Source organism: Stenotrophomonas sp. YJH_SMC_21 (genome assembly GCF_059369555.1).
In genome coordinates this window covers 132408-147648 of sequence record NZ_JCAFSU010000009.1, presented here as the reverse complement: position 1 = coordinate 147648, position 15241 = coordinate 132408, and the positions used below count along the sequence as shown (strand labels likewise).

At 66.5% G+C, this 15241-nt stretch carries 13 protein-coding genes; 9 read left to right on the top strand and 4 right to left on the bottom strand.

Annotated elements, in window-relative coordinates:
* The 6 genes from AC5P67_RS13620 to AC5P67_RS13595 all read left to right on the top strand — a co-directional run.
* The coding region (locus AC5P67_RS13620) for a methyl-accepting chemotaxis protein (RefSeq protein ID WP_495204722.1) at positions 1 to 526 on the top strand (526 nt) is incomplete at its 5' end.
* Positions 527 to 563: 37 nt separating this feature from the next.
* Positions 564 to 1433, top strand: coding sequence for a CheR family methyltransferase (locus tag AC5P67_RS13615; protein WP_012480090.1), 870 nt, complete (start codon positions 564 to 566; stop codon positions 1431 to 1433).
* Positions 1430 to 2026: a chemoreceptor glutamine deamidase CheD gene (gene cheD / locus AC5P67_RS13610; protein WP_005409511.1), complete on the top strand. Its 597-nt coding sequence runs from the start codon at positions 1430 to 1432 to the stop codon at positions 2024 to 2026. Before AC5P67_RS13615 ends, cheD begins: the two co-directional genes overlap by 4 nt.
* Positions 2023 to 3096 (top strand): protein-glutamate methylesterase/protein-glutamine glutaminase, encoded by a 1074-nt coding sequence (locus AC5P67_RS13605; protein WP_005409510.1) that lies wholly within the window; start codon positions 2023 to 2025, stop codon positions 3094 to 3096. The genes cheD and AC5P67_RS13605 overlap by 4 nt, the downstream gene beginning before the upstream one ends.
* Before the next feature lie 302 nt (positions 3097 to 3398).
* Positions 3399 to 5270 (top strand): hypothetical protein, encoded by a 1872-nt coding sequence (locus AC5P67_RS13600; RefSeq protein WP_495214780.1) that lies wholly within the window; start codon positions 3399 to 3401, stop codon positions 5268 to 5270.
* On the top strand, positions 5167 to 5808 hold the full coding sequence (locus tag AC5P67_RS13595; protein WP_312463433.1) for a hypothetical protein: 642 nt from the start codon (positions 5167 to 5169) through the stop codon (positions 5806 to 5808). Before AC5P67_RS13600 ends, AC5P67_RS13595 begins: the two co-directional genes overlap by 104 nt.
* Before the next feature lie 91 nt (positions 5809 to 5899).
* Here AC5P67_RS13595 and acnB read toward each other — a convergent pair whose 3' ends face one another.
* The 3 genes from acnB to AC5P67_RS13580 are packed head-to-tail and all read right to left on the bottom strand — an operon-like array spanning position 5900 to position 9164.
* Positions 5900 to 8491 (bottom strand): bifunctional aconitate hydratase 2/2-methylisocitrate dehydratase, encoded by a 2592-nt coding sequence (acnB, locus tag AC5P67_RS13590; protein WP_005409507.1) that lies wholly within the window; start codon positions 8489 to 8491, stop codon positions 5900 to 5902.
* Positions 8492 to 8534: 43 nt separating this feature from the next.
* On the bottom strand, positions 8535 to 8933 hold the full coding sequence (locus AC5P67_RS13585) for a type II toxin-antitoxin system VapC family toxin (protein WP_005409506.1): 399 nt from the start codon (positions 8931 to 8933) through the stop codon (positions 8535 to 8537).
* A 6-nt stretch (positions 8934 to 8939) separates the two neighbouring features.
* On the bottom strand, positions 8940 to 9164 hold the full coding sequence (locus AC5P67_RS13580; RefSeq protein ID WP_005409505.1) for an AbrB/MazE/SpoVT family DNA-binding domain-containing protein: 225 nt from the start codon (positions 9162 to 9164) through the stop codon (positions 8940 to 8942).
* 190 nt (positions 9165 to 9354) lie between these two features.
* Here AC5P67_RS13580 and bamE point away from each other — a divergent pair, with 190 nt between their 5' ends.
* Together bamE and acnA are read left to right on the top strand one after the other, a co-directional pair.
* A complete protein-coding gene (bamE, locus tag AC5P67_RS13575; RefSeq protein ID WP_005409504.1) occupies positions 9355 to 9726 on the top strand; it encodes an outer membrane protein assembly factor BamE domain-containing protein in 372 nt (123 codons plus the stop codon).
* A gap of 260 nt (positions 9727 to 9986) precedes the next feature.
* Positions 9987 to 12740 (top strand): aconitate hydratase AcnA, encoded by a 2754-nt coding sequence (acnA, locus tag AC5P67_RS13570; RefSeq protein WP_043035398.1) that lies wholly within the window; start codon positions 9987 to 9989, stop codon positions 12738 to 12740.
* 151 nt (positions 12741 to 12891) lie between these two features.
* Here acnA and AC5P67_RS13565 read toward each other — a convergent pair whose 3' ends face one another.
* Positions 12892 to 14442 (bottom strand): BCCT family transporter, encoded by a 1551-nt coding sequence (locus tag AC5P67_RS13565; RefSeq protein ID WP_005409502.1) that lies wholly within the window; start codon positions 14440 to 14442, stop codon positions 12892 to 12894.
* A 170-nt stretch (positions 14443 to 14612) separates the two neighbouring features.
* Here AC5P67_RS13565 and betI point away from each other — a divergent pair, with 170 nt between their 5' ends.
* Positions 14613 to 15203 carry a transcriptional regulator BetI gene (gene betI, locus AC5P67_RS13560; RefSeq protein ID WP_049395317.1) on the top strand — a complete coding sequence of 197 codons (591 nt, stop codon included), beginning with the start codon at positions 14613 to 14615 and terminating at the stop codon, positions 15201 to 15203.
* Positions 15204 to 15241 lie beyond the last annotated feature (38 nt).

Genomic DNA, 15241 nt, shown 5'->3' with positions numbered 1-15241 from the left:
CGTGGTCGCCAGCGAAGTGCGTACCCTCGCCCAGCGTTCGGCTGCGGCGGCCAAGGAGATCAAGGGCCTGATCGATGATTCGGTCGGCAAGGTCGCCGAAGGCTCCAGCCTGGTCCACCAGGCCGGCAGCACCATGGGCGAAATCGTCGCCTCGGTGCAGCGCGTGACCGACATCATGGCCGAGATCTCCGCCGCTTCGCAGGAACAGTCGGCCGGCATCGAGCAGGTCAACCAGACCGTGGTGCAGATGGACGAGACCACCCAGCAGAACGCCGCGCTGGTGGAAGAAGCCACCGCCGCCGCACGTGCGATGGAAGACCAGGCCGCGCAGCTGGCCGACGCCGTGGCGATCTTCCGCCTCGACAACCAGGTCTCGGCCGCGGTGAAGGCTGTCGCCGAACGCGTGGAACCGGCGCGCATCACCCCCGTGGCACGTCCGCAGCCGACCAGCACGCCCACGCCGGTACGTCGCAGCAGCAACGCCAGCACCTTCGCCGCCAGCGACAGCGACTGGCAGGAATTCTGAGACCCACCCGCGGCGGCTTCGGCCGCCGCCTCTGCCGATGGACACGTCCCCCGTGCAAAGTCCTACTCCCATCGTCACCGGCCCGCGCGAGTTCGAGTTCGCCGACCGTGATTTCCGCCGCGTCTGCGACCTGATCTACCAGCGCGTGGGCATCGCCCTCGCACCGGCCAAGCGCGACATGGTCTATGGCCGCCTGTCGCGCCGCCTGCGCACGCTGGGCATGCGCAGCTTCCAGCAGTACCTGGACCATCTTGAGCAGGAAGACGGTGACGAGTGGCAGTCGTTCACCAACGCACTGACCACCAACCTGACCTCGTTCTTCCGCGAGCCGCACCACTTCGACAAGCTGCGCGAAGAACTGCAGCAGCGTTCCAGCCGTTCGCCGCTGCTGCTGTGGTCGTGCGCGGCGTCCACCGGTGAGGAACCCTATTCGATGGCGATCACCGCCTGCGAGGCCTTCGGTACGCTGAAGCCGCCGGTGCGCATCATCGCTACCGACGTCGATACCCAGGTACTGGCCACCGCCGGCCGCGGCGTCTACAACATCGACCGTGTCGCCAATCTCGACCCGGACCTGCGCCGCCGCTACTTCCAGCGTGGCAGCGGTCCCAACGAGGGCCAGTGCCGCGTGCTGCCGGCGCTGCGCGAGCTGATCGAGTTCCGTCCACTGAACCTGCTCGCCCCGCGCTACGACGTCGGCGGCCCGTTCGACGCGCTGTTCTGCCGCAATGTGATGATCTACTTCGACAAGCCGACCCAGCGCGCCATCCTCGGCCGCCTGGTGCAGCACCTGGCCGACGATGGCCTGCTCTACACCGGACACTCGGAGAACTACCTGCACGCCGCCGACCTGATCCAGCCCTGCGGGCGCACCCTGTACCGCCGCGCGGCAAAGGCCGGCGCATGAACGCCTCACTGCGTACCGACGACGTGATGCGCTACCAGGATGCACGCTTCCAGACCCTTGCCGCCAAGCTGCTGCCCACCCAGTACCTGGTGGTCGATGACACCACCGCACTGACCACCACCCTGGGTTCGTGCGTGGCCGCCTGCCTGCGCGACCCGGTGCTGAAGATCGGCGGCATGAACCACTTCCTGCTGCCGGAGGGCAACGCTGGCGACGGCGCACCCGCACGCTACGGCAGCTATGCGATGGAGCTGCTGATCAACGACATGCTCAAGCGCGGCGCGCACCGCAAGCGCATCGAGGCCAAGGTGTTCGGCGGCGCCAACGTACTGAAGGGCTTCACCAGCAATCCGGTCGGTACCCGTAACGCCGAGTTCGTGCGCCAGTACCTGCAGGCCGAGCATATTCCGATCATCGCCGAGGACCTGTGCGGCATCCATCCGCGCAAGATCTGGTTCTTCGCCGACACCGGCCGCGTGGTGGTGCAGCGCCTGCCGCATGCCCACGAAGCCGAAGTGGCTGCCACCGAATCGGCAGTGCGTGCGCGCCTGTCCAAGGCCCCGGTCACCGGTGGCGTGGAGTTGTTCGAATGACCCTGACCGGCAACGCCCCCTGCCGGGTCCTGATCGTCGACGACTCCGCCGTCGTGCGCCAGATGCTCACGGAAATCCTGTCCAGCGATCCGGCCATCGACGTGGTCGGCACCGCTGCCGACCCGCTGCTGGCGCGCGAGAAGATCAAGCGCCTGGCCCCGGACGTGATCACGCTGGACGTGGAAATGCCACGCATGGACGGCCTCGCCTTCCTGGAAAACCTGATGCGGCTGCACCCACTGCCTGTGGTGATGATCTCCTCGTTGACCGAGCGCGGCGCCGATACCACGCTGCAGGCACTGGCACTGGGCGCCGTGGACTTCGTCTCCAAGCCCAAGCTGGACGTCGCACGCGGCCTGCAGGGCTACGCCGACGAGATCATCGCCAAGGTGAAGATGGCGGCGCGCTCGCGGGTGCGCCCGCTGGTGCGTGCTGCCGCTCCGAAACTCCTGCTGGAAGCAGCTCCTGCAATGCGCCCGGCTGCACCGCAGTTCCGCACCACCGACCGCCTGATCGCGATTGGTTCTTCGGCCGGCGGCACCGAGGCGCTGCGCGTGGTGCTGGAAGGCATGCCGGCCGATGCGCCTGCCGTGGTGATGACCCAGCACCTGCCTGCCAGCTTCAGCAGCGCCTTCGCCGAACGCCTGGACCGGCATTCCGCGATGGCCGTGCGTGAGGCCAGCGATGGCGAGGCAGTGCTGCCTGGCCATGCCTACCTGCCACCGGGCGGCAAGCACCTGCGGATCATCCGCGACGGTGCGCGCTGGCGCTGCCGCGTCGATGATGGCCCTGCGGTGAACCGTCACAAGCCCGCGGTGGACGTGCTGTTCCGTTCGGTCGCGCAGAGCGCGGGCGGCAACGCCATCGGCGCCATCCTCACCGGCATGGGTGACGATGGCGCGCGCGGCCTGCTGGAAATGCGCCAGGCCGGCGCGCCGACGCTGGTCCAGGATGAAGCCACCAGCGTGGTCTGGGGCATGCCCGGTGCTGCCTTTAAACTGGGAGCGGCCGAAGAACAGGTGCCATTGGAACGGATCGCCGAACGACTCTTGGCGCTCGCCCGCGGCTGATCGTCCGCGGCATCGCACCGCCTGATTTCCTCTTTCAGATGCCGGCCCCGGAAGGGCCGGCACGGCTGTCGTGTTTTCCAAGGAGTTTGACCATGGCCCTGCGTCTCTTCCGTTACCAACCGTCACTGCTGGCGGCCGCTCTGCTGGCTCCGCTGGCAGCTACCGCTGCCGGCGTGCCGGCACCGCCGCAGGCCACCCCGGGCCTTCCCCCCGCCCCCGTCGCGAAGGGCACCGCCTGGACCGATCGCGTCCACATCCAGAGTGGTCCGGATACCGCATCGAAGCGCCTCCACGCACCCGACGTGGCGTTGCGCATCGTCACCCCCGATGACAGCGAGTCGCTCACGCCAAAGGGCCTCGCACTGCTCTTCAGCGGCAATGAGCCGGACTACTTCCGGCGCAACACCCTGCCCGGCAGCATCGTCGAGAGCCAGGCCAGCCCCGCCACCACGCTGATGCCCAACGTAGCCAGGGCGCTGGTGGGTGGCTACTTCAGCTATGCGCCTGACGCGCTGCCCAACCAGAGCAGCACCCTGCGTTTCAGTGCAGACACCTGGGCGCTGGTGCACCAGGGCAACACGCGGAAGGATCCCCTTTACCGCCTCAACCACGTCAGCACCATCGAGCAACGCCGTGCCGATGGCACCCTGGCTGAAATCATCAGATGCAGTGACAGCGACGACCGGGCGACCCTGGGCGAGTGGCAGGCCAATGACTACGCCAGGCTCAAGATTGCCGCCCAGGTGATCACGATGAAGTGCACCGAGCAGCTCATCAAGCGAATTCCGGCGATGTACCCTCGCCCGCTTGCTGCTGAAGATCTCACGGCCTACGCAGGCGGTGCCGTGCCGCCGGCACGGGTGCGCATCTATGCCAGCCTGGGGCGGACCACCACCCTGTACACCGACGCCGCCTGCCGCGAGGACTACCGCGACAGGATCGACGTCAAGTACAACAACGCCGGTGACAAGGGCGTGCTCGGCATCCCCGCCACGGAAACCCTGCGCAGCAAGGAGAACGAGCGGTTCTCCATGCTCAGCTACCAGGAGTACGAAGTCGCCGGCGGCAAGCCGCTGATCGTCGAAGCGCGCTTCGACGCATCAAGCCGCATGTACTGCGACGGGCAGTTGTCGGGTCAGTTCGTGGCCAGGCCCGGACAGGACTACGAAGTGGAAATGGAAGTGGCCGACAAGATGTGCCGCCTGCATCTGCGCCAGGTACACGCCGATGGCAGCACGACGCCACAGGTCGCACGCAAGACCCCCAGCACCTGTGAGGGCACGCGTGCGCCGGTGCGCATTGAACCGCGGCAGGACATGCAGGTCCTGCTGTTCAGCCCAGGCCAGCTGCAGATCCAGGATGCCCGTCAGGGCAGCGCACCGGAACGGTTGACCGACGACGCGGGCAGCACCGAGGCACTGCGGAAGATGCTGCAGCAGGCCAGCAGCAATCCCGGCACGCCTGTGCGTGGTGGTACCGGCTACCGATTACAGCAGCGCCCTTCACGATGCCGTGCGCGAACGCGTACTGGACGCACCGCAGGTATTGCCCAGCCTGTGGGAAGAGGCGGCCACGGTGAACAGTCGCCGCAGTGCCGCCGCCGATGCTCCGGTCGACATCGCCGCTGCGATCGCCCATTGCAATGCGTTCCCGATCAGGGAGTTCGCGCCGCGCTGAGCAATCGCTCCCCTACCTTCGGCCTTCGCCGGGCATCAACCACCAGAGCGCGCACAGCGCCTCATTTTCGTTTCCCCAAGGAGTACTACCGTGGCATTACGCCCAACCTGCCTCACCGCCGCGATCGCGGCCACCCTGCTGCTGGCGCCGTCGGCCTACGCCAACGACGAAGCACCCACACCCACGCCTGCCGTGGATTCCGCGATCACCAGCGGATCAACGCTCGATCCAGCAACGGATGCGGCGACCGCGCCAGACGCGGCGCACGCCCCCACCGCGGCCGATCCGGCCATCGGGAATGTCACAGCCGCCGTGGCACCTCCTGTCGACTACAGCAGCCTGCAGCACATCAAGGTCACCTCCGGACTGGGTGCAGGCCCCAACGGCAATCGCGTGGGCGATCACGTGCTGCGCCTGGTGATGCGTGCCGACACCGCTGCCGTCACCGCGGCCAAGGTCGGCCTGTCTGCTCTGGCGTTCGTCACTGGCGTGGGTGACATCGGCACCAGCAACAGCTTCAGCAAGAACAACGTCCGTGGCGAGGACATCAACTCTGTGCCCAGCCCGGCCTTCGGCGCATTGCCCGGCATGATCCGCGAGCAGCTGGCACTCTATTTCGCGGCCCATCCCGGCGCCATTCCCAGCGACGAGCGCACCGTGGAAGCCAGCGCCGGCCAGTGGTCGCTGGTGTACCAGAAGCTCAGCGATGCAGAGACCCCCTACGAGCTGCGCCACGATGTAACCATCGGCTTCCCGGTGGTGCGCAAGCTGTTCCGCAGCGCCAGTGGCGGCCAGGGCGTGCACTGCCGGGACGAAGCACGGGTTGCCCCGCTGCAGGAATGGCAGGCAGACGACTATGCGAAGGCCAAGGCGGCGTCGCGTGAGTTCGCCGAGGCCTGCATCGCGCGTTTCGTGGCTGAGCTGCCCCGCCTGTTCCCCGACCATGGCGCTCTGCCGCAGCCTGCGGTGGAAGCCGAGCTTCCGGCGGAAACGCCGGCCGTGACCGAGGAAGCGGCGGCCGTTACCCAGGCCTGAACCTGGGTACGCCCCCAAACGAAGAACCCCCGGCTCTCACCGGGGGTTCTTCGTTTCAACGGCGTGCCGGCCAGCGGCCGGCACTACCGCATCAGGCAGCGACCGTGTTGGCCACGTCCTGGTATTCCTCGATCTGGTCGAAGTTCATGTAGCGGTAGATCTCCGCACCATTGGCGTTGATTACGCCGATGTCCGCCATGTACTCCTCCTTGGTCGGGATGCGGCCCAGACGCGAGCAGATCGCGGCCAGTTCGGCCGAACCCAGGTACACGTTGGTGTTGCGGCCCAGGCGGTTCGGGAAGTTGCGGGTCGAGGTCGACATCGCGGTGGAGCCTTCGCGGATCTGCGCCTGGTTGCCCATGCACAGCGAGCAGCCCGGCATTTCCATGCGGGCGCCGGTGGCGCCGAAGGTGCCGTACACGCCTTCCTTGGTCAGCTCCGAAGCATCCATCTTGGTCGGCGGGGCCACCCACAGGCGGGTCGGCAGGTCACGCTTGCCTTCCAGCAGCTTGGCAGCGGCACGGAAGTGACCGATGTTGGTCATGCACGAACCGATGAACACTTCGTCGATCTTGGCGCCAGCGACTTCGGACAGGGTCTTCACGTCGTCCGGATCGTTCGGGCAGGCCACGATCGGCTCGTGGATGTCGGCCAGGTCGATCTCGATGACGGCGGCGTACTCGGCGTCGGCATCCGGCTCCAGCAGCTGCGGGTTGGCCAGCCACGCCTCCATCTTCTCGATGCGACGCTGCAGCGAACGCGGATCCTGGTAGCCCTCGGCAATCATCCACTTCAGCAGCGTGATGTTGCTGGTCAGGTACTCGATGATCGGTTCCTTGTTCAGGCGCACCGAGCAACCGGCCGCCGAACGCTCGGCCGAGGCGTCGGACAGTTCGAACGCCTGTTCGACCTTCAACTCCGGCAGGCCTTCGATTTCCAGGATGCGGCCGGAGAAGATGTTCTTCTTGCCAGCCTTGGCCACGGTCAGCAGGCCCGACTTGATCGCGTACAGCGGGATCGCGTTGACCAGGTCACGCAGGGTCACGCCCGGCTGCATCTTGCCCTTGAAGCGCACCAGCACCGACTCCGGCATGTCCAGCGGCATCACGCCGGTGGCCGCAGCGAAGGCGACCAGGCCCGAACCGGCCGGGAACGAAATGCCCACCGGGAAGCGGGTGTGCGAGTCACCACCGGTACCCACGGTGTCCGGCAGCAGCATGCGGTTGAGCCAGCTGTGGATCACGCCGTCGCCCGGGCGCAGCGAAACGCCGCCACGGGTGGAGATGAACTCCGGCAGGGTGTGGTGGGTCTTCACGTCCACCGGCTTCGGGTAGGCGGCGGTGTGGCAGAACGACTGCATCACCAGATCGGCCGAGAAGCCCAGGCAGGCCAGGTCCTTCAGCTCGTCACGGGTCATCGGGCCGGTGGTGTCCTGCGAGCCGACCGAGGTCATCTTCGGTTCGCAGTAGGTGCCCGGGCGCATGCCCTGGCCTTCCGGCAGGCCACAGGCGCGGCCGACCATCTTCTGTGCCAGCGAGAAGCCCTTGCCGGTGTCGGCCGGCTGCACCGGCAGGCGGAACAGGTTGGTCGGGGCCAGGCCCAGCGCTTCGCGCGCCTTGCCGGTCAGGCCACGGCCGATGATCAGCGGAATGCGGCCACCGGCACGCACTTCGTCGAACAGCACTTCGGACTTGACCTGGAACTCGGCGATCACTTCACCGTTCTTCAGCGCCTTGCCTTCGTACGGACGCAGCTCGACCACATCGCCGTGCTCCATCTTCGACACGTCCAGCTCGATCGGCAGTGCGCCGGCATCCTCCATGGTGTTGTAGAAGATCGGGGCGATCTTCGAACCCAGGCAGACGCCACCGGCGCGCTTGTTCGGGATGAACGGAATGTCATCACCGGTCCACCACAGCACGCTGTTGGTGGCCGACTTGCGCGAGGAGCCGGTACCGACCACGTCGCCGACATAGGCAACCAGGTGGCCCTTGTCCTTCAGGTCGAGGATCTGCTGGATCGGGCCGCGCTTGCCGTCTTCTTCCGGGGTGAACGGCGCGTCGTCGCGCTTGTTCTTCAGCATCGCCAGGGCGTGCATCGGGATGTCCGGGCGGGTGGTCGCATCCGGTGCCGGCGACAGGTCGTCGGTGTTGGTCTCGCCAGGCACCTTGAACACGGTGACGGTCAGGCTCTGCGGCACTTCCGGGTTGCTGGTGAACCACTCGGCATCGGCCCAGCTCTGCAGCACGGCCTGGGCGTTGGCGTTGCCGGCCTTGGCCTTTTCCTGCACGTCGTGGAACGCGTCGAACACCAGCAGGGTCTTCTTCAGGCCGTTGGCGGCAATGGTGCCGACGCTGGTGTCGTCAAGCAGCTGCACCAGCGGCGCAACGTTGTAACCGCCGAGCATGGTGCCCAGCAGTTCGGTGGCGCGCTCGCGGCTGATCAGCGGGTTCTGCTCGCTGCCCAGCGCGATCGCGGCCAGGTACGAGGCCTTGACCTTGGCTGCGTCATCGACGCCGGCCGGCACGCGGTGGGTCAGCAGGTCGAGCAGGAACTCGGCCTCGCCCTGCGGCGGGTTCTTCAGCAGTTCGATGACATCGGCCGTCTGCTGCGCGCTCAGCGGCAGCGGCGGGATGCCAAGCGCAGCGCGCTCGGCGACGTGGTGGCGGTAGGCTTCCAACATGACAACTCCCGGGTAATGCGTAGGTTGAAATAACAAAGTGGGCTCAGGCTTGCGGCACGATCAGCTTCAGGCCCTTGAAGTAGTCGCGGTAAAACGTGTCGTTCCAGGTGATCAGGCCGTCGCACTGCAGCAGTGCGTGGGCGCCGACCATGAATTCGTCCAGGCTGCGGCGGCTGCCGCCGCGCTGGCGATGACGGCGGTGCATCTCGCCGGCGCGCAGTGCCGACTTGGCTTCCATCGGGTTGAAATGCACGCCCATCTCTTCCAGCGCTTCGAGCACTTCGGCACCGCCGCGCAGCGAAGCGCAGACTTCGGCCAACGTCGCGCCACAGACCACCACGCGGCCGCCGACCAGGCTCTGCCGCAGGATGGCTTCCACGGCATCGGCCTGCGGACCATTGCTGAGCAGCTCGACCAGCACCGGTGAATCGACGGCAATCATCACGGCTTACTCCTCGTCACGCACCGCGCGCACCGCCGCGTCGGACGATTCGAAGCCGTCCAGCGCGAACTTGCCGCGCGCCCGTGAAATGGCATCGTCAACACTCTTGCGCAGGATGATGCGGCTGCCGTCCAGCTCGACCTTCAGCAGCGTGCCCTTGGTCAGGCCGAGGGCATCACGCACCGCCTTGGGCAGGGTGATCTGTCCGCGTTCAGCAACGGTGGCTTCCATGGGGGTACGCCTCAAAAAGTATGCATGAATTATACATACTCGCAGTATCTGGAACAAACCCGGCCAATCCGTGACCGCGATCCTGCGCTGGTCGCATCCGGGGGTTAGACTGGCTCCGCAGCGACCTGCTGCGGCCCTGGGCGGACGCACCGCGTGCCGCCCGCACCTACCCGCCATAAAAGGATGTTCCATGCGCGCCTTGACCCTTGCCCTGATGCTGGCTGCCCCGCTGGCCCTTTCGACGACGGCAGCCCACGCCAATCCGTTCGGCGCCTACACCACCGGCGTCGAGATCACCCAACAGCAGATGGACACCCTGGAAGTCGGCAAGACCAGCCAGGACCAGGTCCGTGAGAAGTTCGGCGCACCCGGCCGCCGCGAACAGCTGGGCGACACGCAGGTCTGGTACTACGACTACGTGAAGATCAAGACCTTCGGCAAGAACATCCAGGAAGCGACCGTCCTGGAATTCAACAAGCAGGGTGTGCTGACGGCCAAGTCCAAGAGCAACGCTGTTGGCAAGACCGGCAATCCGCTGCTGGATGCCGCCAACGGCAAGTAAGTCCTGCTCGACACGCACTTCCGGACGGGGCGCCCATGGGCGTCCCGTCTGCGTTCTGGCCAGCGGGCGACGACCGGACGCGCTGACACGAAGGCTACACACACCGCTGTAACCTTGCGTTCCAAGCCAGCCGGGTCATTGCCGGGCGCTGGATCGCCGATACTGGGCAGGATCCGGGGCCGGAATGCCACCGGCGACCGCAAGCAGGCCCCTGCACGCACGGGCCAGAGCAAGCCATCCGCAAGAAGGAGTTACCCCGCATGAGCGATTCGTTCTCCACCCGCAGCCAGCTGAACGTCGGCGGCAAGACCTACGACTACTTCAGCCTGCCCACGCTGGGCCAGCGCTTCGATATCTCCCACCTGCCCTACTCGATGAAGATCCTGCTGGAGAACCTGCTCCGGCACGAGGACGGCGGCATCACCGTCGGCAAGGACCACATCGAAGCCGTGGCCCGCTGGAATCCGGCGGCCGAACCGGATACCGAGATCGCCTTCATGCCGGCGCGCGTGGTCCTGCAGGACTTCACCGGCGTGCCCTGCGTGGTCGACCTGGCCGCGATGCGCGATGCGGTGGTCAAGCTCGGCGGCTCGCCGGAGCAGATCAACCCGCAGATTCCTTCCGAGCTGGTCATCGACCACTCGGTGCAGGTCGATGTGTTCGGCAAGCCGGACGCACTGGACCTCAACGGCAAGATCGAATTCCAGCGCAACCAGGAACGCTACGGCTTCCTGCGCTGGGGCCAGAAGGCCTTCGACAACTTCAAGGTGGTGCCGCCGAACACCGGCATCGTCCACCAGGTGAACCTGGAGAACCTCGCCCGCGTGGTGATGACCGCGGACAAGGATGGCAAGGCCGTGGCCTACCCCGATACCGTGTTCGGTACCGACAGCCACACCACGATGATCAACGGCATCGGCGTGCTGGGCTGGGGCGTTGGCGGCATCGAAGCGGAGGCCGCCATGCTCGGCCAGCCATCGTCGATGCTGATCCCGCAGGTGGTCGGCTTCAAGCTGACCGGCAAGCTGCCCGAGGGTGCCACCGCCACCGACCTGGTGCTTACCGTCACCCAGATGCTGCGCAAGCTGGGCGTCGTCGGCAAGTTCGTCGAGTTCTACGGTGACGGCCTGCAGCACCTGCCGCTGGCCGACCGCGCCACCATCGGCAACATGGCCCCGGAATACGGCGCCACCTGTGGCATCTTCCCGATCGACGCCGAGTCGCTGAACTACCTGCGCCTGTCCGGCCGCAGCGAAGAGCAGATCAACCTGGTCGAGGCCTACGCCAAGGCGCAGGGCCTGTGGCACGAGCCGGGCAGCCCGCACGCCCAGTACAGCACCACGCTGGAACTGGACATGGGCACGGTGAAGCCGTCGCTGGCCGGCCCGAAGCGCCCGCAGGACCGCGTGCTTCTGGAAGACGTGCAGAAGAACTACCGTGAAGCCCTGGTCGGCATGACCGCCAACCGTGACAAGCGCAGCGACGACGTCTCCTCGTTCGTCAACGAAGGCGGCGGCGCCGCGGTCGGCAACGAGCAGCTGGCCAAGGGCTTCGCCGACATCGAGATCGAAGGCCGCAAGGTCCGCCTGAAGGACGGCGCGGTGGTCATCGCTGCCATCACTTCGTGCACCAACACCTCCAACCCCGCGGTGATGATCGGCGCCGGCCTGCTGGCCCGCAACGCGGCCGCCAAGGGCCTGAACCGCCAGCCGTGGGTGAAGACTTCGCTCGGGCCGGGCTCGCGCGTGGTCACCGATTACCTGGAAAAGGCCGGCGTACTGAAGGAGCTGGAAAAGATCGGTTTCTACGTGGTCGGCTACGGCTGCACCACCTGCATCGGCAACTCCGGCCCGCTGCCGACCGAAGTCAGCGCCGGCATCGCCACCGGCGACCTGGTGGTCACCTCGGTGCTGTCGGGCAATCGCAACTTCGAGGGCCGCGTGCACCCCGAAGTGAAGATGAACTACCTGGCCAGCCCGCCGCTGGTGGTGGCCTACGCCATCGCCGGCACCACCGACATCGACCTGACCACCCAGCCGCTGGGTACCGGCAGCGATGGCCAGCCGGTGTTCCTGCGCGACATCTGGCCGAGCAACAAGGAAATCGGCGACGTCATCGCCGCCACCATCGGCCCGGAGATGTTCAAGCAGAACTACGCCGACGTGTTCAAGGGTGATACCCGCTGGAACACCATCGCCTCGCCGGACGGCAACCTGTACGCGTGGAGCGATGCGTCCACCTACATCAAGAACCCGCCGTACTTCGATGGCATGACCATGCAGACCGGCAGCATCGACGACGTGCACGGCGCACGCGTGATGGGCCTGTTCGGCGATTCGATCACCACCGACCACATCTCCCCGGCCGGCAACATCAAGAAGGACTCGCCGGCAGGCCGCTTCCTGCAGGAGCGCGGCGTGCAGCCGGCCGACTTCAACAGCTACGGCAGCCGCCGCGGCAACGATGACGTGATGGTCCGCGGCACCTTCGCCAACATCCGCATCAAGAACCTGATGTTCGGTGGCGAGGAAGGCGGCAACACCCTGTACTACCCGGCCGGGGGCGGCCAGCCGGAAAAGCTGGCGATCTACGATGCGGCCATGAAGTACAAGGCCGACAAGGTGCCGCTGGTGGTGCTGGCCGGCAAGGAATACGGCACCGGTTCGTCGCGTGACTGGGCTGCCAAGGGCACCCTGCTGCTGGGGGTGAAGGCGGTCATCGCCGAAAGCTTCGAGCGCATCCACCGCTCCAACCTGGTCGGCATGGGCGTGCTGCCGCTGCAGTTCCGCAACGGCGAGAACGCGCAGAGCCTGGGCCTGGACGGCTCGGAAGTGATCGACATCACCGGCCTGCAGGACGGTGCCAGCAAGCGCGCCACGGTCACCGCGACCAAGGCCGACGGCACGAAGAAGACCTTCGAGGTGTCGGTGATGCTGCTGACCCCGAAGGAAGTCGAGTACTTCCGTCATGGTGGCCTGCTGCAGTACGTGCTGCGCCAGTTGGCCAGCAAGTAGCGTTCCGCTCTCGGTAGAGTCGACTGCTGGTCGACTACCCAACAAAAGGGCCGGATCCTCGCGGATCCGGCCCTTCCTGTTTCTCTGCAGCCAGGCATGGCCTGGCTCTACCGCATCTCCGGCGGCACCGGGATGGGCGCCAGGTGCGCGATCACCGGCGCGGCGCGTCCGGGTCGGTGCGCAGCGCCTTCAGCAGGCCCCACATGTAGAACGCCAGGGTGAACGAGAACGGCAGGCCGCACAGCACCACCGCCGTCTGCATTGCGCTGAAATTGCCGGCCAGCAGCAGCCCGACGCTGGCTACGGTGATGCCGACGGCCCAGAACACGCGCAGCCAGATCGGCGCGTCATGGCCATCTTCCACGCCATCGTCAACGCGACGGGTACACAGGTTGGCGATCATCAGCGTGCCCGAATCGACCGGGGTCAGGAACAGCACGAAGCCGATCACCACCGCGGCACCGGCCACGTACGGCGCGGCGGGCAGGTATTCCAGCAGCTTGAACAGCGTCATCGCCGCATCGTGCTGGGCCACGTCACCCAAGATCGCCTGGCCATGGTTGAGCACCAGGTCGATGGCGGTGTTGCCGAAGATCGACAGCCACGCCAGGGTGAAGCCGAGCGGGATCAGCAGCACGCCCATGATCACTTCGCGGATGGTGCGGCCCCGCGAGATGCGCGCCACGAAAAGGCCGACGAACGGCGCCCAGGCGATCCACCAGGCCCAGTAGAACAGCGTCCACGAGCCCATCCACTCACGACCCTTCGGGTCGTTGAGGTACATGTCGAAACTCTTGCGCACGAACGCACCGAGGTAATCGCCGGTGTTCTGGATCAGGCCATCGAACAGGTGCAGGGTCGGGCCGGTGACCAGCACGAACAGCAGCAGGCCGCACAGCAGGCGCACGTTGAGGTTGGACAACCAGGCAATGCCCTTCTCCACACCGGCGACCACGCCGATGGTGGCCACCACCATCATCACCAGCACGATCGCCACCAGCACCTGCGGCGTATCCGGGATGTGGAACAGGTAGACCAGGCCGGACTGCACCACCAGCGCGCCGATGCCGAGGTTGGTGACCATCGAGATCAGCGTGGCGAGGATGCCGAAGCCATCGACCATGTCGCCGATGCGGCCATGGATGCGCTCACCGAAGATCGGGTACAGCGCCGAGCGCAGCGCCAGCGGCAGGTCACGGCGGTAGGCGAAATAGCCCAGTGCCACGCCGACCAGCGCATACAGCGCCCAGCCGTGCAGGCCCCAGTGCAGGAAGGTGAGCACCATCGCCTCGCGGCCGGCGGCCACGGTGCCGCCGGGTTGCCCGGGCGGATGCAGAAAGTGGTCCAGCGGCTCGTAGGCGCCGTAGTACAGCAGCGCGATGCCGATGCCGGCCGAGAACAGCATCGAGACCCAGGCGACGTAGCCGAAGGCCGGCGATTCCTCGTTGTGGCCCAGGCGGATGCGGCCATACGGCGAGAACGCCAGCCACAGCACGAAGCCCAGGCACAGCACGATCAGCAGCATGTACCACCAGCCGAACGCGGCCGACACCTCGGCCTGCGCCCATTGCAGCCAGTGCTCGCTGCCTTCGGGATAGAGAACGGTGAGCAGCCCGAGGATGCCGATCGACACCGAGGAGCTGAAGAAGACAAAACGGTTCAAGCGCAGGGGCGAACGCTTGGGATGAGCCAGGGAAGACATGGGGTCGTCTCATCAAGTCCGAGGGAGCACATGGGCGGGGCCGGACCGGTAAACCGGGCCCATGGCGTGGGGCGCGAGCGCATCCTAGGGTTTATTGATTGAACGTTCAATCAATAAAAAGCATAATAGCGGGCAGCCCGATCCTTCGGGTCGCAATCCGTGGAGAGACAATGCCGAAGAAAGGCGTGGAACCGGTACGGCGCGAACAGCTGATCCGGGCCACTTTCCAGACCATCGACGAGATCGGCATGGCCGATGCGACCGTCGCCACCATCGCGAAGAAGGCAGGGCTGTCCAGCGGCATCGTCGCCCACTACTTCGGCGACAAGGACGGCCTGCTCAATGCTGCAATGCGGCAGATCCTGCGCGAGCTGAAGGACGCAGTCGCCCGCTACCGCGCCGACGCCAGCGACGACCCGCGCGAGCAGCTGCGCGCCATCGTCGACGGCAACTTCGACGACAGCCAGATCAACGGCACCGCGATGCGCGTCTGGCTCACCTTCTGGGCCGCGAGCATGCACCAGCCGGAACTGGCCCGGCTGCAGCGCGCCAACGACCAGCGCCTGTTCTCCAACCTGTGCCACCAGTTCAACCGCCTGCTGCCCCACCCGCAGGCCCGCCTGGCCGCCCGCGGGCTGGCCGCGATGATCGATGGCCTGTGGCTGCGCGGCAGCCTGGTCGGCGGCCAGTTCAACGCCGAGAAGTCCCGGCGCATCGCTTACGGCTACATCGACTTCCAGTTGCAGGCTGCCGCGCTATAAGCGCTTCAGCACCCGCCCCCTTCCAAGGAGTACGCCCC